The sequence below is a fragment of the Kitasatospora sp. NPDC048545 genome (genome assembly GCF_040651155.1).
GTDB lineage: Bacteria > Actinomycetota > Actinomycetes > Streptomycetales > Streptomycetaceae > Kitasatospora.
In genome coordinates this window covers 35,655-56,534 of sequence record NZ_JBEZIQ010000037.1, presented here as the reverse complement: position 1 = coordinate 56,534, position 20,880 = coordinate 35,655, and the positions used below count along the sequence as shown (strand labels likewise).

At 73.8% G+C, this 20,880-nt stretch carries 13 protein-coding genes; 2 read left to right on the top strand and 11 right to left on the bottom strand.

The features are described from left to right. Positions 1-12 precede the first annotated feature (12 nt). Both AB0D10_RS29880 and proS read right to left on the bottom strand, forming a co-directional pair. On the bottom strand, positions 13-591 hold the full coding sequence (locus AB0D10_RS29880; RefSeq protein ID WP_189923538.1) for a hypothetical protein: 579 nt from the start codon (positions 589-591) through the stop codon (positions 13-15). A 599-nt stretch (positions 592-1,190) separates the two neighbouring features. Next, a complete protein-coding gene (proS, locus tag AB0D10_RS29875; protein WP_360262060.1) occupies positions 1,191-2,603 on the bottom strand; it encodes a proline--tRNA ligase in 1,413 nt (470 codons plus the stop codon). A gap of 217 nt (positions 2,604-2,820) precedes the next feature. Between proS and AB0D10_RS29870 the strand changes: the two genes are divergently transcribed. After that, complete coding sequence (locus AB0D10_RS29870; protein WP_360262059.1) at positions 2,821-3,645, top strand: methyltransferase domain-containing protein; 825 nt, start codon at positions 2,821-2,823, stop codon at positions 3,643-3,645. Between the two features lie 52 nt (positions 3,646-3,697). Here the strand turns inward: AB0D10_RS29870 and ftsH are convergent, their stop codons facing one another. From ftsH to AB0D10_RS29835, 7 genes are all read right to left on the bottom strand, one after another. Next, the gene (ftsH, locus tag AB0D10_RS29865) at positions 3,698-5,785 is read right to left on the bottom strand and encodes an ATP-dependent zinc metalloprotease FtsH (protein WP_360262058.1); all 2,088 of its coding nucleotides are present in this window, start codon (positions 5,783-5,785) and stop codon (positions 3,698-3,700) included. Between the two features lie 93 nt (positions 5,786-5,878). Next, entirely contained in the window at positions 5,879-6,403 is a 525-nt protein-coding gene (locus tag AB0D10_RS29860) for a GNAT family protein (protein ID WP_360262057.1), read from the bottom strand. 202 nt (positions 6,404-6,605) lie between these two features. Further along, the gene (ffh, locus tag AB0D10_RS29855) at positions 6,606-8,171 is read right to left on the bottom strand and encodes a signal recognition particle protein (RefSeq protein ID WP_360262093.1); all 1,566 of its coding nucleotides are present in this window, start codon (positions 8,169-8,171) and stop codon (positions 6,606-6,608) included. 213 nt (positions 8,172-8,384) lie between these two features. Beyond that, positions 8,385-10,841 carry a [protein-PII] uridylyltransferase gene (locus tag AB0D10_RS29850; protein WP_360262056.1) on the bottom strand — a complete coding sequence of 819 codons (2,457 nt, stop codon included), beginning with the start codon at positions 10,839-10,841 and terminating at the stop codon, positions 8,385-8,387. 136 nt (positions 10,842-10,977) lie between these two features. Further along, positions 10,978-11,316 carry a P-II family nitrogen regulator gene (locus AB0D10_RS29845; RefSeq protein ID WP_360262055.1) on the bottom strand — a complete coding sequence of 113 codons (339 nt, stop codon included), beginning with the start codon at positions 11,314-11,316 and terminating at the stop codon, positions 10,978-10,980. Next, a complete protein-coding gene (locus AB0D10_RS29840) occupies positions 11,316-12,713 on the bottom strand; it encodes an ammonium transporter (RefSeq protein WP_360262054.1) in 1,398 nt (465 codons plus the stop codon). The genes AB0D10_RS29845 and AB0D10_RS29840 overlap by 1 nt, the downstream gene beginning before the upstream one ends. Before the next feature lie 329 nt (positions 12,714-13,042). Further along, positions 13,043-14,497 (bottom strand): hypothetical protein, encoded by a 1,455-nt coding sequence (locus tag AB0D10_RS29835; protein WP_360262053.1) that lies wholly within the window; start codon positions 14,495-14,497, stop codon positions 13,043-13,045. 614 nt (positions 14,498-15,111) lie between these two features. On the opposite strand from AB0D10_RS29835, the gene AB0D10_RS29830 reads away from it, so the two are divergent. Continuing rightward, positions 15,112-15,789 (top strand): bifunctional DNA primase/polymerase, encoded by a 678-nt coding sequence (locus tag AB0D10_RS29830; protein ID WP_360262052.1) that lies wholly within the window; start codon positions 15,112-15,114, stop codon positions 15,787-15,789. Between the two features lie 123 nt (positions 15,790-15,912). Here AB0D10_RS29830 and ftsY read toward each other — a convergent pair whose 3' ends face one another. Both ftsY and smc read right to left on the bottom strand, forming a co-directional pair. Beyond that, positions 15,913-17,139: a signal recognition particle-docking protein FtsY gene (gene ftsY / locus AB0D10_RS29825; protein WP_360262051.1), complete on the bottom strand. Its 1,227-nt coding sequence runs from the start codon at positions 17,137-17,139 to the stop codon at positions 15,913-15,915. 47 nt (positions 17,140-17,186) lie between these two features. Continuing rightward, positions 17,187-20,825 (bottom strand): chromosome segregation protein SMC, encoded by a 3,639-nt coding sequence (gene smc, locus AB0D10_RS29820; RefSeq protein WP_360262050.1) that lies wholly within the window; start codon positions 20,823-20,825, stop codon positions 17,187-17,189. Between the last annotated feature and the right edge of the window lie 55 nt (positions 20,826-20,880).

Here is a 20,880-nt window from a genome sequence, read left to right as displayed (position 1 = left end):
GTCGCCGACCACTTACGCGATCTTGAACGGCTGCTGGCACGCGCCGCAGACGATGGACGCCTGCGCGAGGACCGACGGCACGACCCGGACGTTGCGTCCGCAGCCGCAGACCGCCTTGACCCGGACGCCGCCCCCGGAGGAGCCGTGCCGGGCGGCCGGGCCGCGGAAGGCGCGCGTCGCACCGTCGCCGGCCACCGCTTCCTGGTGCGCCCCAAGGGCGCGGTCCAGACGCTCGATGGTCCCGGCGTAACGCTCCTGGGTCTCCTTGAGCATGGTCACCTGGGAGAAGCCGCTGCTGGCGTGCGGTTCGACCGGGTGCGCCAGACCGAGCTCGGAGGCGAGCATCAGGAAGCGCCGGTTGTGGTAGCGGCCGGCCCGCGAGGTGTCCCGGATGTCCCGGGCCGCGGCCAGACCGTGGGCAGCCTCGTGGAGGAGCCGCTCGAAACCGAGCCGCGTGCCACAGGCCGAGGAGGATTCGCCGATCAGTGCCTCGGGCGAGGCCAGGTCGGGGAGGTCCTGGTGGTAGGCCTGGATGTCGCTCCAGGCGGCGGCCAGTTCGGCCGCGAGGACGAGGGGCTGTGTCGTGCTCACGCTAGACCAACGATGGAGTGCGAGCCGATGTTCCGCATGTTTCCGTTCTCCGGGAATTCACAGGGAACTCCCAGGAATGCGAGGCAGCGCACGAATTGCACGCTCCGGATCTGACGCAAGACCAACCCCCTGCCGGTTTCGGCCCGTCGCAGAGTCGGCGGGCCTGGTGAATTCCGCCCCCGGGGGGCGGGCTGTCGCCCCCAGGACGTACGGCCCGAGGTCCCGCCTGATTGACAGGGCCACGGGCCGTACACCGTACCGCTATTCCGTTAATACCGGGAGTTGACCGGCCAGTAGGGATGTCCGCGTCCGGGAGCCCCCCGGAAGAGTTACCGGATTCTTACCCATCCGCATTCCGGGCAAATGTCGCCGCCAACGGTCATTACCTGCAGGTAACAGACAACCGGCGGACATCCCCGGATCGCGGAAGAGCCGCGAAACACGCTCGGACCCCGACCCGAAACGACCCTGAACGCCCCGGAACGACCCTGAACGGGTTCCGCGACCGCCCCGGGGCCCACCCCGCGACCATGCACCGGAACGGGCCGGGGACCGGTCCGGGAAGCCCGGAACCGCCCCCGACCCGCCGGGAGCCGACGTCAGTACGCGCGGGCGACGATCGCGATGTTGCCGTCCTGGTCGTCCGTCGCCGGTACCGAACCGTCGGCCGCGACGATGCAGCGCACCGTGACGCCCTGCTCGGCCAGCTTGGCCTCGCCCTCGGCGCCGAGGTCGGCCCAGGAGATCCGGCCCCAGCCGGTCGCGGCGGCCTCGACGGCCTCGTCGAGGGTCTTGACGTCGACCGTGCGGGACTCGCGGCGCTCGCGGGACTGGCGCAGCAGCAGCGCCTGGTCCTCCTCCAGGACGCCCGGGAGCAGCTCGGCCAGGGCGTCGATGGCGACCGGCTCCTTGCCGCCCGGGATGCGGCGGGCCAGCATCGCGGTGCCGTTCTCCAGGTCGCGCGGGCCGACCTCGATGCGCAGCGGAACGCCCTTGAGCTCCCAGTCGACGGCACGACGGCCGAACGGGGTCTCGGTGCGGTCGTCGACCACGACGCGGATGCCGACGGCCTCCAGCCGGGCGCCGATCTCGCGGACCTTGGCGATGACCGCGTCGTCGCCCTTGATCGCGAGCACGACGGCCTGGACGGCGGCCAGGCGCGGGGGGACCCGCAGGCCGTTGTCGTCGCCGTGGGACATGATCAGGCCGCCGACCATGCGGGTCGAGACGCCCCAGGAGGTCTGCCAGACGTGCTCGCGCTCGGCGCCCTGCAGCTGGTAGGTGGTGTTGAACGCCTTGGCGAAGTTCTGGCCCAGCTCGTGACTGGTGCCCATCTGCAGCGCCTTGCCGTCGCCCATCATGGCCTCAAGGGTGAGGGTGTTGATGGCGCCGGCGAAGCGCTCCTTGGCGGTCTTGCGGCCGAGCACGACGTCGATGCCGAGCACGTTGGTCATGAAGTCGCCGTAGACCTGGGTGTGGATCATCGACGCGTAGTCACGGGCGTCCTCGTACGTGGCGTGGGCGGTGTGGCCCTCCTGCCAGAGGAACTCGGTGGTGCGCAGGAAGACGCGCGGGCGGAGCTCCCAACGGACCACGTTGGCCCACTGGTTGATCAGCAGGGGCAGGTCGCGGTGGCTCTGCACCCACTTCGAGAAGTACTCGTTGATGATCGTCTCGGAGGTGGGCCGGACGACGACCGGCTCCTCCAGCTGCTTGCCGCCGCCGTGGGTGACCACCGCGAGTTCGGGTGCGAAGCCCTCGACGTGCTCCGCTTCCTTGGTCAGGTAGGACTGCGGGATGAACATCGGGAAGTAGGCGTTCTGCGCGCCGGCCTTCTTGATCCGGGCGTCCATCTCCTGCTGCATCCGCTCCCACAGGCCGTAGCCGTACGGTCGGATGACCATGGTGCCGCGCACCGGACCGTTGTCGGCCAGCTCGGCCTTGTTGATGAGGTCCTGGTACCAGCGCGGGAAGTCTTCCGCCTGAGGGGTGAGAACGGGTGCCTTAGCCATGGGGCGAATGGTACGGGGAGCGACCCCCTGACTTCGAATCGGTATCACACCCTCGGCGGGTGCCGGACGGGCCGCGGGACGGGGGGCGCACCACCGCGACACGCGCGCACCACCCTGCACCCCTCTGGACGCCGGGCCCGACCCGCTGTTCGCTGGAGTGGGGCGGGACTTTGGGGGAGCCGTAGCAGCACACCGAAGGACCGGATGGGAGGCCGCGATGGCTTCAGCTCGGACGACCGGCACGACCGTACGACCGACCGGCGCACGCGCGCACCACCCGCAGGCAGGGGCCGACGGTCCCGCGCGGGCGCGCGACTGGGCGGAGATCCAGGAACGCATGCTGGTGCCGCTCTACGAGGCGGTCCACGACCGGCTGGAGGTCGGCCCGGCGAGCAGCGTGCTCGGCCTGGGCTGCCGGTCCGGGCTGGCGCTGCTGCTCGCCGCCGGGCGGGGCGCACAGGTCGCCGGGCAGGAGCCGCGGGACGAACTGCGCGAGCTGGCCCGCGGCCGTCGGCTGCGGGTGTGCGCCGGGTCCCGGCCGACGGCGGCCGTCCCCCGGTCGGCCCATTCGCTGGTGACGGTTTTCGAGCAGTTGCCCGGTGCCGCCGATCCCGGCCGGGTGGTGGCCGAGGCGGCCCGGCTGACCCTCCCGGGCGGGCACGTGGTGCTCGCCGCCTGGGGACCGCCGGAACGCTGCGAGAGCGCCGCGGTGCTGGACGTGGCCCGGCGGATGGCGGGCCGCACGACCGCGCGCGACCCGTTCGAGCTGAGCGCACCGGGAGCGCTGGAGGACCTGCTCGGCCCGGCCGGCCTACGCCCGGCCGGCAGCGGCCGGGTGAGCTGCCCGTTCGCGTACGCGGACCTCGACAGCGCGGTGCGCGGCCTGCTCTCCACCGGCCTGTTCGAGGCGGCCGAGGAGTTCTCCGGCGCCTCGCTGGTGGCCAAGGAACTGGAGGAGGCGCTGCAGCCGTACCTGCGCGCGGACGGCTCGGTGCGGATGGAGAACCTGTTCCGCTACCTGGTCGCCGAGCGGCCGCGCTAGAAACGCCGACCGGGGGCGCCCGCCACTGTGGCGGGCGCCCCCGGCGACGGGTTCACGCCTGGTCGAGCGGCTTCCCTCCCGGGCCGTCCTCCGAACCGGCCGGACCGGCCGGACCACCCGGACCAGCCGCAGCGCCCCGACCACCCGGACCGCCCTTGGAGCCGCCGGGCGCACCGGACCCGTCGGAACCCCCGGAAGCGCCCCCGGAAGCGCCCCCGGCGGCCTCCTCGGCGGCACCCTCGCGCGGCACCCCCGCCGCCCGGTACGCCTGCTCCTCGTCCAGCGTCTCCGCCTCCAGCAGCGCCGCCGCCAGCGCGTCCAGCCGGTGCCGCTGCTCGGTCAGCAGCCGCACGGCGTCGTCGTAGCACTCGGAGACGATCCGCCGGGCCTCCTCGTCCACCGCGTCCAGCGTGGTCGGCGCGGCGGAGAGCCCGTACGCGCCCTGCGGGTCGGAGGGCACCGCGGTGAGCCGCCCGACCCGCTCGCTCATCCCCCAGCGTCCGGCCATCCCGCGGGCGATGTTGGTGACCTGCTCCAGGTCGCTCTCCGCGCCGGTGGTGATCACCCCGTAGACCACCTGCTCGGCCGCCATGCCGCCGAGCGCGCCGATGATCCGGCCGCGCAGGTAGGGCTCGGTGTACGAGTAGCGGTCGTTCTCGGGCGTGGAGAGGGTGACGCCGAGTGCCCGGCCGCGCGGCACGATGGTGATCTTGCGGACCGGGTCCGCGCCGGGCTGCAGCATGCCCAGCAGCGCGTGCCCGCTCTCGTGGTACGCGGTTCGCTCGCGCTCCTCCTGCGGCATGACCAGGGGCCGCACGGCGCCCAGCTGGACCTTCTCCAGGGCGTCCGAGAGGTCCCGCTCGTTGACCGCGTCCTGGTCGCGCTTGACCGCCAGCAGGGCGGCCTCGTTGACCAGGTTGGCGAGTTCGGCGCCGGTCATCCCCGGGGTGACCTTGGCCAGCTGCCGGAGGTCGGTGCCCCCGGCGAGCGGGACGGTGCGGGTGTGGATGCCCAGGATCGCGGCGCGGCCCTCCCGATCGGGCGGGCTGACGGTGATCCGCCGGTCGAAGCGGCCGGGGCGCAGCAGCGCCGGGTCGAGCACGTCCGACCGGTTGGTCGCGGCGATCACGATGACGCCCTCGGAGCCGGAGAAGCCGTCCATCTCGGTGAGGATCTGGTTGAGCGTCTGCTCGCGCTCGTCGTGGCCGCCCATGCCGCCGCCCGCGCCGCGCTGGCGTCCGATGGTGTCGATCTCGTCGATGAAGATGATCGCCGGGGCGACCTTGCGGGCCTCGGCGAACAGCTCGCGGACCCGGCTGGCGCCGACGCCGACGATCATCTCGATGAACTCGGAGGCGGAGGCGGAGAAGAACGGCACGTCCGCCTCGCCGGCCACGGCCCGGGCCAGCAGGGTCTTGCCGGTGCCGGGCGGCCCGCTCAGCAGCACGCCTCGCGGCATCTTGGCGCCGAGCCTGCGGTACCGGTCGGGGTTCTTCAAGTAGTCGACGACCTCGGTGAGTTCGGCCTCGACCTCGTCGATGCCGGCCACGTCGGCGAAGGTGGTGCGCTTGCCCTGGTCGGCGGTGACCGGCTTGGGCGGCGTCTTGCGTCCCAGCGGCCCGGCGCCGAGGCCGCCGGCCATCCGGCGGGCGAGCAGCACCCAGATGAAGATCAGCAGCAGCATCGGGGCGAGCGACAGCAGCAGGTTGGTGAGGAAGCTGCGCTGCTGGACCGGCGAGGTCGCGGTGACCTCGACGCCCTGCTGCTGCAGCGTGGCCCACAGGTTGTCGTTCGCGAAGGAGGGGCGCTGGGTGTCGAACTCGGTGTAGTCGCCCTTGCCGCCGTCCGGTTTGGGCTGGGCGGTCTTGAGGGTGCCCTCGATCGCGTCGCCCTTGGCGTAGATCTTGGTGATGTTGCCCTTGTTCAGCTGGTTGTTGAACTCGGTGTACGAGATCGTGGTGGCGCCCTCGTTGCCGAAGAAGGACAGCAGCACGTCGGAGATCAGGAACACCACGAGGGCGGTGAGGACGAGACCGGTCCAGCCGCCGGGCATCCGACGGCGGGGCGGTGTCGGGGGCGGGGCACCCTCGGAACGCCAGGGCTGGTCGGGGGTCTGACGCGGCGGCACGGGTTCGGTCACGCGTCGGACGATACGGACAGGTGCTCGGGCGGGCCAACCGCAACGCCGCGCCCGGACACCCGTACGGCCCCGCCGGACGCCTCCCACCAGCGGCTATGCCGAAGCGCCGGGCCACTCCTCGGCGGTCAGGGCGAACCGCTCGTGGTCGCGCCAGTCGCCCTGCAGGAACAGCATCCGCGGCGAGAAGCCCTCGTGCCGGAAGCCCAGTCGCTTGGCCATCGCGACCGAGCGCTCGTTGTCCGGCTGCACGTTGATCTCCAGCCGGTGCAGCCCCAGGCCGCCGGCCGACTGCGGGGCGAAGCAGCGGTCCAGGACCAGCCGCATGCCCTCGGTCATCCGCCCGGTTCCGGCGAACGGCAGGTACGCGTCGTAGCCCAGCGTCGCGTTGCAGAACCGGCTCATCACGATGTTGGCGACGTTCACCTTGCCGACCAGCCCGCCGGTCTTCCCGTCGAGGATCAGGAAGGTGCGCAGGCCGGCGCCCTGGCGCTCCAGCAGCTCGGGCAGCCCGTCGGGCTCGACCGGGTTCCACCGTCCGATGTGGTCGGCGGACCGCCGTACCGCCTCGGCGTACGCGACCGCGTCCTCGGTCCTCGGGGCCCTGATCATCACTCGCATGCCCCCATCATCGGACACGCGATCGGCCCGCCGCCCGGAAACACCGGACGACGGGCCGACCGACATCGGTCAAGCGGGTCGCGGACGGTCCCCGAGCGGGGACCGGACGAACGGGCACCCGGGACACCGCGACCGGGCGCCGTCGGGCACCGCAACCGGACGGCGGCCGACGAGCACCGCGACCGGGCGCGACGGCCGAGGACTACAGCAGGTCCTTGAACTCCTTGGGCAGTTCGAAGTCGGCCGGGCCCTTGCCCGCGCCGAGGCCGAACGCCCCGCCGTCCGCCGCGTCCTGACCGGCGCCGGGGCCGAGCGCGCGGCGCTCGGCGGCCGCGGCCTCCTCCTGCGCCCGCTTCAGCGGGTTGCCGCTCTTGCGCTTGCCCTTGGCCTGCGGGGCCTTCTTGCCGGACTTCTTCGAGCCGCCGCCCATGCCGGGGATCCCCGGCATGCCGGGCATGCCCTTGCCGGAGGCCATCGCGGACATCATCTTGCGGGCGTCGAAGAACCGCTCGACCAGGTTCTTGACCTCGCCGACCTGGACGCCGGAGCCCTTGGCGATGCGGGCCCGGCGGGAGCCGTTGATCAGCTCCGGCTCGGCGCGCTCGGCCGGGGTCATCGACTTGATGATCGCGCCGACCCGGTTGACGTCCTTGTCGTCGATGTTGTTGATCTGCTCGCGGATCTGGCCCATGCCGGGCAGCATGCCGAGCAGCTTGGAGATCGAGCCCATCTTCTGGACCTGCTCCAGCTGCGACAGGAAGTCGTCCAGCGTGAACTGCTTCGGGCCGCCGCGCAGCTTGGCGGCGATCTTCTCCGCCTCGGCCTGCGAGAAGGTCTGCTCGGCCTTCTCGATCAGCGAGAGGACGTCACCCATGCCGAGGATGCGCGAGGCCATCCGGTCCGGGTGGAAGGCGTCGAAGTCGTCGACCTTCTCGCCGTTGGAGGCGAACATGATCTGCCGGCCGGTGACGTGCGCGACCGAGAGTGCGGCACCGCCGCGGGCGTCGCCGTCGAGCTTGGAGAGCACGACGCCGGTGAAGTCCACGCCGTCGAGGAAGGCCTGCGCGGTGGTGACCGCGTCCTGGCCGATCATCGCGTCGACGACGAACAGGACCTCGTCCGGGTTCACCGCGGCGCGGATGTCGGCGGCCTGCTGCATCAGCTCGGAGTCGATGCCCAGGCGGCCGGCGGTGTCGACGATGACGACGTCGTACTGCTTCTGCTTGGCGTACTCGATCGAGTCCTCGGCCACCTGCACCGGGTCGCCGACGCCGTTGCCCGGCTGGGGGCCGTAGAAGGCCACGCCGGCACGCTCGGCGACCACCTGGAGCTGGTTGACCGCGTTGGGGCGCTGGAGGTCGCAGGCGACCAGCAGCGGCGTGTGCTTCTGCTTCTTCAGCCAGTGGCCGAGCTTGCCCGCGAGGGTGGTCTTACCGGCACCCTGCAGACCGGCGAGCATGATGACCGTCGGGCCGTTCTTGGCGAACCGCACCCGACGGGTCTCGCCACCGAGGATCGCGATGAGCTCCTCGTTGACGATCTTGATGATCTGCTGCGCCGGGTTCAGCGCGCCGGAGACCTCGATCCCGAGCGCCCGCTCCTTGACCTGCTTGATGAAGGCCCGGACGACCGGCAGCGCGACATCCGCCTCCAGCAGCGCGATGCGGATCTCGCGGGCCGTGGCGTCGATGTCCGCCTCGCTCAGGCGGCCCTTGCCCCGAAGGTTCTTGAACGTCGCTGCGAGGCGATCGGAAAGGGTGTCGAACACGTCGTCGCGGGTCCTCTGCGGCATCGGTATCGGTACGGTCGTCGTCCCCCAGGGTATCCGGCCGCCCCGGGTAAGGTCTCCACCCCTGCGCCCGAAGCTCCTCCACCCCTGCGCCGGGAGCCCCTCCGCCCCTGCGCCCCGGAGCCCTCCGCTCCTGGTCGCGGCGCCCTCCGCCCCTGGTCGCGGCGCTCCCGGCCCCGCTCCCGGGGTCGTTCAGCCCAGCGCCGCCCGGACCGCGGCCGCCACCTCCCGGGCCCGCCCGGCGTCCAGCGGACGGCCGTGCGTGTCGGTCAGGTAGAAGGAGTCGACGGCCTCCGCGCCCAGGGTGGAGACGTGCGCGGTGCGCACCCGCACGCCCGCCCCGTCCAGCGCCCGGCCGATCCGGTGCAGCAGGCCGGGGGCGTCGTGCGCGCGGACCTCCAGCACGGTCGCGGTCGCCGAGGCCACCGCCGGCGCCACCGCGACCACCGGCGGCGGGGTCGGGATGCCCTTGCGGCGCGGGGCGGCGGCGTCCCGTTCGGCGAGGCGCCGCTCGACGTCCAGCGAGCCGTCCAGCGCCCGGCGCAGGTCGGCCCGCAGCCGGGCCGCCTCCGGCAGCTCGCCGAACTCGGCGGCCACCCGCCAGGACAGCAGCAGGACCGGACCGGCACCGACCGGGTCCAGCTCGCGCAGCCCGGCCGAGCGGACGGTCAGCCGGTGCAGGGCGAGCACCCCGGCGGCGGTGCCGAGCAGCCCCGGGCGGTCCGGGACGGCCAGGGTCAGCTCGACGCCCATCGGCTCGGTGCCCGGGTCCGTCCCGGCGGCCTGGGCGCGCAGCGACAGCGCCGGCTCACCGGTGCGGGCGGCCTCGACGGCGAGGCGCTCCTGCTCGGCGGTCGGCGCCGCCTCCACCGGTGCCGTGGCCGCCCCGGCCAGCCGGTCGGCCGCCCGGGCCACCAGCCCGTCCACCAGTGAGGCCCGCCAGCCGCTCCACGCGGCCGGGCCGGTGGCCAGTGCGTCCGCTTCGGTGAGCGCGTGCAGCAGCTCCAGTTCCGGCAGGGTGGTGACCGCCTTGGTGATCGCCTCGACGGTGGCCGGGTCGTCCGGGTCGCGCCGGGTCGCGGTGTCGACCAGGGTCAGGTGGTGGCGGACCAGTACCGCCAGGGTCTCGGTGTCCTCGGGGCCGAAGCCCATCCGGGGGGCGAGGTCGCGGACGATCACCTCGCCGGCCTCGCTGTGGTCCCCGGGCCAGCCCTTGCCGATGTCGTGCAGCAGCGCGGCGACCAGCAGCAGGTCCGGCCGGGCCACCCGGCGGGTCATCGCGGCGGCCCGCACCGCCGTCTCGACCAGGTGCCGGTCGACCGTCCAGCGGTGCACGGCGTTGCGCTGCGGACGGCAGCGCACCCGCTCCCAGTCCGGCAGCAGCCGGGTGACCAGCCCCTCCGCTTCCAGCGCCTCCCACACCGGGACGGCCGCCTCCCCCGCGCCCATCAGGGTGACCAGCTGCTCGCGCGCCTCGTCCGGCCAGGGCACCGGCAGCGGACGGCACTCGGCCGCCAGCCGGCGCACGGTCGCGTACGAGACGGTCAGTCCGTTCTGCGCGGCGGCGGCCGCGGCGCGCAGCGGCAGCACGGGGTCGGCGGCCGGGCGGGCGCCCTGGGCCAGCACCGCCTCGCCGTCCTGCTCGACCACGCCGTCGGCGAGCGGGCGGCGCTCGACCGTTCCCCGGGCCACCGCGCCCGTGCCGCGGCCGGCTCCGGTGAACGGGGCGGTGAAGGGCCCGGTGAACGGGAAGGCGCGGCGCGCCGGCCGGCGTCCCCGGCCGGTCCGGGCGGCGAGTACCCGGTCCACCGCCCGCCAGGTGACGTCGCTCGCGTACGCGATGGTCCGGGCGGCCTCGTAGACCTGGCGCAGCAGGGTGTCGGCGTCCAGCACGCCGAGCCGCTCGGCGACCTGGTCCTGGTCCTGGAGGCTGAGCCGCTCGGTGGCCCGGCCGGTGACCAGGTGCAGCGCGTCGCGCACGTCGGAGAGCCGCAGCGCGGCGGCGTCCAGGCCGTCCCGGGGCGCGTCGGCCAGCCAGGTGGCGGCGACGGCGTCGAGCGCGACCACGTCGCGCAGGCCGCCCCGGGCCTCCTTGAGGTCGGGTTCCAGCAGGAAGGACAGCTCGCCGTGCCGTTCGGCCCGCTCGCGGCCCAGCTCGCGCAGCTCGGGCAGGCGTGCGGGGGCGCTCGCGCGCCAGTCGGTGAACACCGCGGCGCGCAGCTCCGCGGTGAGCGCCGGGTCGCCGGCGAGGTGGCGGGCGTCCAGCAGGCCGAGCTGGGCCTTGAGGTCGGCGGCGGCGACCTTCCTGGCCTCGGCCACGGTGCGCACCGAGTGGTCGAGCTTGGCGCCCGCGTCCCAGACCGGGTACCAGATCCGCTCGGGCAGTTCGCGGGTGATCGGGCCGTCGTGCAGCAGCAGGACGTCCAGGTCGCTGCGCGGGGACAGCTCGCCGCGCCCGTACCCGCCGACGGCGACCAGCGCGACGCCGGGCGGGGCGCCGGCGGCGTCGAGCAGCCCGGACAGCCAGTCGTCGGTGAGCCGGGCGAGTTCCTCCCGGCGCGGGCGGCCCACCGGGCCGGGGTCGGCGATCAGCGCGGCCCGGGCGGCGGCGGGGTCGGCGGGGTCGGAAGGCCTGGTCTCGGTGGTCATGCGCTGGGTCCCGTCCGTCGTGCGGCTGAGCCGTGCCGGGTGCGCCGCGGATGCGGCGCCCCCGGTTCGGCCGAGCGGGGTACGCCGTCGGCGGGCCCGCGCTCCCGAGGGGGTGCGGGCCCGCCGGCGGTGGGGGCTACAGGGCGTCCGGGCCGCGCTCGCCGGTGCGGACCCGCACGGCGGTGTCGACCGGGACGCTCCAGACCTTGCCGTCGCCGATCTTGCCGGTCCTGGCGGCCTTCACCAGGACCTCGATCAGGTCGTCGGCGTCCTCGTCCTCGGCCAGGACCTCGATCCTGACCTTCGGCACCAGGTCCACGGTGTACTCGGCGCCCCGGTACACCTCGGTGTGGCCGCGCTGGCGGCCGTAACCGCTGGCCTCGGTGACGGTCAGGCCGTGGACCCCGAAGGCCTGCAGGGCGGCCTTCACCTCGTCCAGGCGGTACGGCTTGATCACGGCGGTGATGAGCTTCATCAGGCGTCGACCTCGGTCTTCTCGGCAGCCTCGTCGGCGGCCTTCTCGGTGGGCTTCTCGGCGGCCTTCGCCGCAGGCTTCGCGACGGACGGACCGCCCGGCGCGACGGCCGCGGCCAGACCCGGCAGGGCCCGGGCCAGGCCCGCCCCGACGGCGCTGAAATCGTAGGCGGACTCGGCGTGTTCGGCCTGGTCGATGCCGGCCACCTCGACCTCCTCGGCGACCCGGAAGCCGACCAGCCTGTCGACCGCCTTGGCGAGCAGCCAGGAGAGGACGAAGGAGTACGCGGCGACCACGGCCACGCCCATCGCCTGCTTGCCGAGTTGCCCGATCCCGCCGCCGTAGAACAGGCCCTTGGCGGTCTGGCCGACCCCTCCGGTGGCGAACAGGCCGACCAGTAGCGAGCCGATCGCCCCGCCCACCGCGTGCACGCCCACCACGTCGAGCGAGTCGTCGAAGCCCCAGCGGTACTTGAGCGAGACGGCGGCGGCGCAGACCGCGCCCGCGACCAGGCCGATCGCCACCGCGCCGAGCGGGCTGACCGAGCCGCAGGCCGGGGTGATCGCGACCAGTCCGGCCACCGCGCCGGAGGCGGCGCCCAGCGTGGTGAACGCGCCGTGCTTGAGCTTCTCGTAGACCAGCCAGCCGACCAGCGCGGCGCCGGTGGCGACCTGGGTGTTGACCATCGCCATCGCGGCGACCCCGTTGGCGGCCAGCGCCGAGCCCGCGTTGAAGCCGAACCAGCCGAACCACAGCAGCCCGGAGCCGAGCATCACCAGCGGCAGGCTGTGCGGGCGCATCGGGTCCTTCTTGAAGCCGACCCGCTTGCCCAGCACCAGGCAGAGCGCGAGGCCGGCGACGCCGGCGTTGATGTGCACGGCCGTTCCGCCGGCGAAGTCGATCACGCCGTTTCTGTCGCCCAGCCAGCCGCCGTGGCCGCCGTCGAAGAAGAAGACCCAGTGCGCGACCGGGAAGTAGACGATCGTCACCCAGAGCGCGATGAACAGGCCCCAGGCGGCGAACTTGGCCCGGTCCGCGACGGCGCCGCTGATCAGCGCCGGGGTGATGATCGCGAACATCAGCTGGAAGACCGCGAAGGCGGTGACCGGGATGGTCCCGGTGAGCTCGTTCAGCCCGATGCCGCGCATCCCGAGGAAGTCCAGGTTGCCGATCAGACCGGCGAAGGCGTCCGGCCCGAAGCTGAGCGAGTACCCGTAGAGGACCCAGAGCACGGTGACGATGCCGAGCGAGAGGAAGCTCATCGCCAGCATGTTCAGTGTGCTCTTCGCCCTGACCATGCCCCCGTAGAAGAAGGCGAGCCCCGGGGTCATGAGCATGACCAGGGCCGCACTGATGAGCACGAAGGCGGTGTCGCCCGCGCTGAAGCCGTCCGGCATCGGCGTCTCCTCTGCGTCCAAGCCGATCCGCACCCGGGTACCTGTCCCGTGCCACCCGGGGTGTCGGCGATGAAGAGGAGAGTGCCGAAGGCTGGTTTCGGCCAGTGCGGCCGGTTGTTTCGCCACCGTGACGCGTGCGACGTGCGGGTTACGGCTGCGTGAACCGCAGCCCTGCGGCCACCCGGACGGGCTACCGTGCGCCGGCGCGGCCGGCCCCTGGCGCGCCCCCGGCGGGCCCGCACCACCGACCGTGACGGTCGTGGCGACATGCCACCGACCGTGACGGCGGCGGCCGCCACGGTCGGTGGAGTCCGGGGCCGAGCCCGTGCTCAGACCACCGAGACGTACTCCGGGATGTCCTGGACGACCCGCTCCTTGAGCCGGCTCACCGCGTCCACGCCCTTGAACCGGGCCGCCGCGGCCTCCGTTGTCTTGCGCACCCGGGAGTTCAGCCGCTCCGAGCGCACCTTGGTCGCGATGTCCACCGCCTGCTCGGCCATCACCGCCGCCTGCTCCGCCTCCTTCTGCAGCAGGTGCACGCTGGCCATGCCGATCAGGTTGAAGGCGTACGAGCGCACGTGGTCGCCGTCCTGGCGGAACAGGTCCACCGCGCGCTCCATGACCGGCGCCGACAGCGAGGCGTACAGCTGGGCGTTGTCGGAGTGGTAGGCGAGGTCGCGGAAGGAGTGCGCGTTCTCGGCGTTCAGCTCCGCGGGCGAGAAGAACTTCAGCCAGTCCGGCTCGTCGTCCCCCTCGCGGATGTCGGTGAAGGTGTCCTCGGAGAGCCGGATCGCCCGCGCGCAGCGGTTGATCTCCCCGATGGTGGCGTAGGCGCGCGCCTCCATCGCGTACAGCAGGGACTGCTGGCGCGGGGTGGCGGTGTCCCGGCTGCCGTACTGCGCCAGGTGGATCAGCTCCAGGGCGTCCTCGCCCCGGTTGAGGTGGATCATCTGGCGGCTCATGTCGGTGAGGATCAGCGCGCCGAACGGGCGGTCACCGGCCTCCTTGGCGGCGTGCAGGGCCAGCACGTAGTACTTCTGCGCGCTCGGGTGCATCCCGACGTCGTACGACATCCACCCGGCCAGGTGGGCGAGTTCGGCGGTGAGCCGGAACAGCCGCCGGGTGGTGTCCTCGCTGTACGTCTCCTGGAGGAGGTCGGTGACCTCGTGAAGTTGGCCGACGACGGCCTTGCGGCGCAGCCCGCCGCCGTTCTGCGCGTCCCACTGGCGGAATATGACCGTGGTCTGCTCGAGCAGTTCCAGCTCGGGCTCGGAGAGCCGGCCGGTGAACGCCTCGCCGCCGTTGGCCGCGGTGAGGATCGGGGTGGGGATGCCGGTCGGGCCGGGGGTCAGCCAGCGCTGCATCGGCTCGATCAGCGCGGCGCCGGCGGTCAGCGCCAGCGAGGTGCCGAGGAAGCCCCGGCGGTTGAGCATCAGGTCGCTGCGGGAGTAGTCACTGATCAGCTGGACGGTCTGCGGGCCGCTCCATGGCAGGTCGACGCCGCCGCCCACGGTGGAGACCGGGATCGCGGCGCGCAGGCCGAGGTCCTCGATCGAGACCACCGAGCCGAAGCGCTCGGAGAAGAGCTCCGACATGATCTTGGGGATCGGCTCCCGGGGCTGCTCGCCGTCGAGCCAGCGGCGCACCCGGGAGGTGTCGGTGGACACGTGGTGGGCGCCGATCTGCCGGGCCCGCCGGTTGACCTGGCGGGCCAGCTCTCCCTTGGACCAGCCGCTGCGGGCGAACCACGTGGTCAGCTTCTCATTGGGTTGCTTCTCTGCCATGGGAACGCCCCATCCCGCCCGGCCCCTCGCGGGGCCCCCGATCGTGACCGCCCGACGGTTGCGGGCTCTTACCAGACGTGCCGTGCCTGAGGTGGTGCCGCGCCGCGCCCTCGCACTGGTGTGCCATCGTCGCGGACGACCCGTCAGATTCCCAACTCCCGTTCTCCGGCGGCCCGGAGCGGGCGCTGGCGGACATCCGCCTGCTGAACGTAATGCCCCACGAGGTGCCCGCGGGAGCGACCCTGGCGAAACGCCACCTTTCGCCACCCCCAGGAGTGAACCGAAGTCAGGGGGCACACGCTTCACTGGGTAGTCCCGACGGTCCGGCATATGCGGGCCGCCAAGTCGCCCGGACCACCCCGGAAGACCCGGCAGCACTCGCAATCCACCGCAGTCACAGGGGAGTTCACCACCCACTCCGGGCGGCAACAGTCTCGCGCACATGACGATCCGGCATCCGCGCCGCCCCCACAAGGCGGCGCCCGAAGCGCACCACCGGAACAGGCGCACGCCACGCGCTGCGCGCCGCCACCGCACTACGCACCACGCAGCTGACAATCGACACACAGTCACCATCGCGTAACCATCGGCAACGAGAACCTGTTGGGGGAGGCATGGACAACCTGTTCGGCGAACTTCGACTGGGGCACCTGCGGCTGGCACCGCTGGGCGCGCGCCGCCGCACCAAGGTCAGCGCGTCCCAGGCCGCCGCGGAGTACACCGGCCGCTGGGGCTGGGCGGTCGCCACCGGCGAACCGGCCGACGCCGCCACCGCCCCGACCCGCTGTCCCTGCGGCGCCGCCCGCTGCGGCGCACCCGGCCTGCACCCGGTGCCGGGCAGCGGGGCCCGGGCCCGCGCCGGCCGCGCCGAGGGCTCGGTGCTGTTCGCCACCGGCCGCGCGTTCGACGTCCTGGACGTCCCCGAGCAGGCCGGTCTGCAGGCGCTGGTCCGCCTGGAGCGGATGGGCACCCAGGTCGGCCCGGTGCTCACCGCCCCCACCGGCCGCCTTCAGTTCCTGGTCGCCGCCGGCACCGCCCGCCGGCTCCCCGACCTGCTGTACCGGATGGGCTGGGACGACGCCGCGCTCGACCTCACCTGCCACGGCGAGGGCGGCTACGTCGCCGCGCCGCCCACCGTCCTCGGCGGCCTCGGCCCGGTCCGCTGGCTGCGCCGCCCCACCCGCGACAACGCCGGCTGCCCGCCCGAGGCCCGGCTGCTGCTCGGCACCCTCGCCTACGCCTGCCACCGCGGCCGCGAGCGCACCGCCGAACCGGCCTGGATCGCCTCCTGACCCGCCCGTTCGCCCCCGGGCAGCCCTGATCCGACGCCGAAGGGCCCGCCCCGAGCGGAGCGGACCCTTCGTACGGCCGGACCCGACGGGCCCGGAGCGGCCCCGGGGGGCCGCCGGGGAACCTCAGTCCCCGATCAGCGCGTCCACGAACGCGCCCGGCTCGAACGGCGCCAGGTCGTCGGCGCCCTCGCCCAGACCGATCAGCTTGACCGGCACGCCCAGCTCGCGCTGGACCGCGACCACGATGCCGCCCTTGGCCGTGCCGTCCAGCTTGGTCAGCACGATGCCGGTGATGTCGACCACCTCGGCGAACACCCGGGCCTGGATCAGGCCGTTCTGGCCGGTGGTGGCGTCCAGCACCAGCAGCACCTCGTCCACCGGGCCGTGCTTCTCGACGACCCGCTTGACCTTGCCCAACTCGTCCATCAGACCGGTCTTGGTGTGCAGTCGGCCCGCGGTGTCGATCAGCACGGTGTCCACGCCCTCGGCGATGCCCTCCTTCACCGCGTCGAACGCGATCGAGGCCGGGTCCCCGCCCTCCGGGCCGCGCACGGTGCGCGCACCGACCCGCTCGCCCCAGGTCTGCAGCTGGTCGGCGGCGGCGGCGCGGAAGGTGTCGGCGGCGCCGAGCACCACGCTGCGGCCGTCGGCAACCAGAACGCGGGCCAGCTTGCCGGTGGTGGTGGTCTTGCCGACGCCGTTGACGCCGACGACCAGGACCACGGCCGGGCCCTCCTCGTGCTTGGTGGAGCGCACGGTGCGGTCGGAGTCGCTGCCGATCAGCTCGACCAGCTCCTCGCGCAGCAGGGCGCGCAGTTCCTCGGGCGTACGGGTGCCGAGCACCTTCACCCGGGTGCGCAGCCGCTCGACGAGCTCCTGGGTGGGGGCCACGCCGACGTCGGCGGTGAGCAGGGTGTCCTCGATCTCCTCCCAGGTGTCCTCGTCCAGGTGCTCCCGGGAGAGCAGCGAGAGCAGGCCCTTGCCGAGCGAGTTCTGCGAGCGGGAGAGCCGCGAGCGCAGCCGGACCAGCCGGCCGGCGGTGGGCTCTGGGACCTCGACGGCGGGAACCGCCTCGGCCTCGGCGGGCTCGACCTCGACGACCTCGGGGGCCTCCGGGGCCTCGGGCTCCGCCGGGAGTTCCACCTCCTCGACGGTGCGGCGGGGCTCCTCGGTCGGCGGCGCGGACTCCTCGCCGACCTGGGGCTCCTGCGGAGTGGGCTTCGGCGCCGTGATGACCGGCGCCTGCGACTTCGGGGGCAGCTGCTGGCGTCGTCTGCCGGAAACGACGAGGCCCGCGATCGCGCCGACGGCGATCACGGCGATGACTACGGCAAGGATCACGTATTCCATAACCGCTCCAGTATCCGCGACCGGAGCCCGGATGGACCGCATCCGCCCTACACCGACGCGGTGCGTACCCCTGTCGGCGGCTCCCGGCGCTCCCCGTCGGACCGTCGCCCCGGACCGGCTCCCGGGCGCAGCCGCTGGCTGATCACCTGCGAGATGCCGTCGCCCTTCATCGTCACCCCGTAGAGCGCGTCGGCGGACTCCATGGTCAGCTTCTGGTGGGTGATCACGATCAGCTGGGAGCTCTCCCGCAGCTCCTCCATGATGCCGACCAGCCGGCGCAGGTTGGTCTCGTCCAGCGCCGCCTCCACCTCGTCCATCACGTAGAACGGGCTGGGTCTGGCCTTGAAGATCGCCACCAGCAGCGCGACCGCGGTCAGCGAGCGCTCGCCGCCGGACAGCAGCGACAGCCGCTTGACCTTCTTGCCGGGCGGGCGGGCCTCCACCTCGACCCCGGTGGCGAGCATGTCGTCCGGGTCGGTCAGCACCAGCCGGCCCTCCCCGCCCGGGAAGAGCCGGGCGAAGACGCCCTCGAACTGGGCGGCGGTGTCGTGGTACGCCGCGGTGAACAGCTGCTCGACCCGCTGATCCACGTCCCGGACGATGTCCAGCAGGTCGCGCCGGCTGCGCTTGAGGTCGTCCAGCTGCTCTCCGAGGAACCTGTGCCGTTCCTCCAGCGCGGTGAACTCCTCCAGCGCCAGCGGATTGACCTTGCCGAGTTGCTGGTACGCCTTCTCGGCGGCCCTCAGCCGCTTCTCCTGCTCGGCCCGCACGTACGGGTACGGCTCCCCCGGCTCCTGCCCCTCCTCGGGCGTCGCGGGCAGGACGGGAGTGTCCGGTCCGTACGCGGCGAGCAGTTCGCCGCCGTCGATGCCGAACTCCTCCAGGGCCCGGGACTCCAGCTGTTCGATCCGCAGCCGCTTCTCCGCCCGCAGCACCTCGTCCCGGTGCCCGGCGTCGACCAGCTTGTCCAGCTCCTCCTTGAGGCCGCGGCCGTGCTCGCGGTGCTCGCGCAGCTCCTCCTCGCGCTCGGCGCGCGCCCGTTCGGCGGCCGCCCGCCCGGCGTCCGCGCGCGCCAGCGACACCTCCAGACAGGCCAGCAGCTGCCGGGCACCCGCCGCGACGGCGTTCGCCACCCCGGCGTCGTGCTCGGCCCGCCGGCGGCGCTCGGCGGCCCGGGCGCGCGCCTCACGCTCGGCACGGGCGGCCCGGTCCAGCTGGTCGGCACGTCCGGTCAGCGCGCGGACCCGCTCCTCGTGGGTGCGCACCGCGAGCCTGGCCTCCAGTTCGGCCTGCCGGGACGTGCTCGCGGCCTCCGCGAGCCGCTGCTGCTCCGCGGTGTCCGGTTCGTCCTCCCCCGCGTCCGCCGACTCCTCGGCCGCGGCCAGCCGCTGCGACAACTCCTGCGCGGTGTCCAGCAGATCGGCGAGGCCCTGGTCGGCGCGCGCGGCGGCGGCCGACAGCCGTTCGGCCTCCCCGGCCACGGCGCGGGCCTGCCCGCCGAGGCGGCCGAGCGCTCCCGCGACCTCGGCCCGCCCTTTCTCCGCCTGCCGCCGCAGCTCGCCGAGCCGATCCACCTCGGCGGCCGACTCCCGTCGGCGCGCGGTGAGTTCGGCCAGCAGCCCGGACGACTCGGCGCAGCGGACGGTGAGTTGCTCGATCGCCCGGGCCGTTTCGGCCACGGCCGCCTGGGTCTCCAGCAGGCTCGGCGCTCCGGCGGAGCCGCCGTGCGCGAAGCCGGCGCCCAGTCGGTCCCCGTCGGCGGTGACGGCGGACAGCCCGGGGCCCCCGGCCGACGGCCCGGGGTGCGCGGTGACCAGCCGCAGCGCCGCGTCCAGGTCGGCGACCACCACCACCCCGGCCAGCAGCTGCCGGACGGCGGCGAGCAACTCGGCCGGGCCGTCTACCAGTTCGGCGGCCCAGCGGGCCCCTTCCGGCAACTCCGCGGTCCCGTCGGGCCCGTCGGCCGCACCGGCGATCAGCAGCGCGGCCCGCCCGGCGTCGTCCGCCCGCAGCAGCCGCAGCGCCTCGGCGGCGGCGGACGGCGAGTCGACGGCGACCGCGTCGGCCGCCGCGCCGAGCGCCGCGGCCACCGGCACCTCGTACCCGGCCTCGATCCGCAGCAGCGCGGCCGCCGGGCCGAGCAGTCCGCCCAGCCGCTCCCCCGCCGCCAGCAGCGCGCCGGTGCCGTCCTTGCGGCGCAGTCCGAGCGCGAGCGCCTCGTGCCGCGCGGTGAGCCCGGCCCGCTCGCGCTCGGCGGCGCCGGCCGCCTCCCGGGCGGCGGTGAGCTCCCGTTCGACGGTGGCCAGCCGCTCGCGGGCCTCCCGGTAGCCGGATTCGGCCCGGTCGTGGTCCCCGGCCGCCCCGTCGACCTGCTGCTGGAGCGCGTCCAGTTCGCCCTGCGCGGCCTCGGCGCGCAGCAGCGCGTCGTCCCTCGCCTCGGTGAGCCGCCCGATCTCGGCCTGTGCGGCGGCGGCCTTGGAGCGGGCGGCGCCGGCCTGTCCCTGCAGTCGGGCCAGTCCCTCCCGGCGGTCGGCGATGGCCCGGGCGGCGTCCCGCAACCGGCGCTCCTCGGCGGTCAGCGCCCGTTCCAGCTCGCCCTTGCGTTCGACGGCCTCGGCCAGCGAATACTGCGCCTCCTCCAGCGCCTCGGCCAGCGCGGCCTCCTCCTCGCGGACCCGTTCCGCCTCCCGTTCCAGCTCCTCCGGGTCGCGGCCGCGCCGCTCCTCGACCTGGCCCCCGGCGGTGGCGTGCCGGGCCCGGGCCCCGGCCAGGCCGATGGTGCCGCGGGTGCGTTCGGCGAGTGCGGAGAGCCGGTACCAGGTCTGCCGAGCGGTCTCCAGGCTCGGTCCGAGCTGCTGGACCTGGGCCTCCAGGAGGCGTTCGCGCTGGACGGCGCGGGCCAGTTCCTGCTCGACGGTGGTGCGGCGCAGCCGCAGCGCGAGTTCGTCCGCGACCTCGGCCTCGACAGCCCGGCGGAGCGTGGACAGGTCGTCGGCGAGCAGCCGCAGCCGGGCGTCGCGCAGGTCGGCCTGGATCCCGGCGGCCCGGCGGGCGATCCGGGCCTGCCGGCCGAGCGGGCCGAGCTGGCGGCGCAGTTCGGCCACCAGGTCCTGGACCCGGTTGAGGTTGGCCTGCATGGCGTCCAGCTTCCGCAGCGCCCGTTCCTTGCGCTTGCGGTGCTTGAGGACGCCGGCCGCCTCCTCGATGAAGGCGCGGCGGCCCATCGGGTCGGCGTGCAGGACGGAGTCGAGCCGGCCCTGCCCGACGATGACGTGCATCTCGCGGCCGATGCCGGAGTCGGAGAGCAGTTCCTGGATGTCCAGCAGGCGGCAGGTCTCGCCGTTCAGCGCGTACTCGCTGCCGCCGTTGCGGAACATGGTCCGGGTGATGGTCACCTCGGAGTAGTCGATCGGCAGGGCTCCGTCGGTGTTGTCAACGGTGAGGCTGACCTCGGCGCGGCCGAGCGGGGCGCGCCCGCTGGTCCCGGCGAAGATGACGTCCTCCATCTTGCCGCCGCGCAGCGACTTGGCCCCCTGCTCGCCCATGACCCAGGACAGCGCGTCGACCACGTTCGACTTGCCGGAGCCGTTCGGGCCGACCACGCAGGTGATGCCCGGTTCGAAGCGCAGCGTGGTGCTGGAGGCGAAGGACTTGAACCCGCGCAGCGTCAGACTCTTCAGGTGCACGCGGCCGGTCTCCTCGTCGCTCGCCAGGGCCCCAGCGTGCGACTGTATCCGGAGC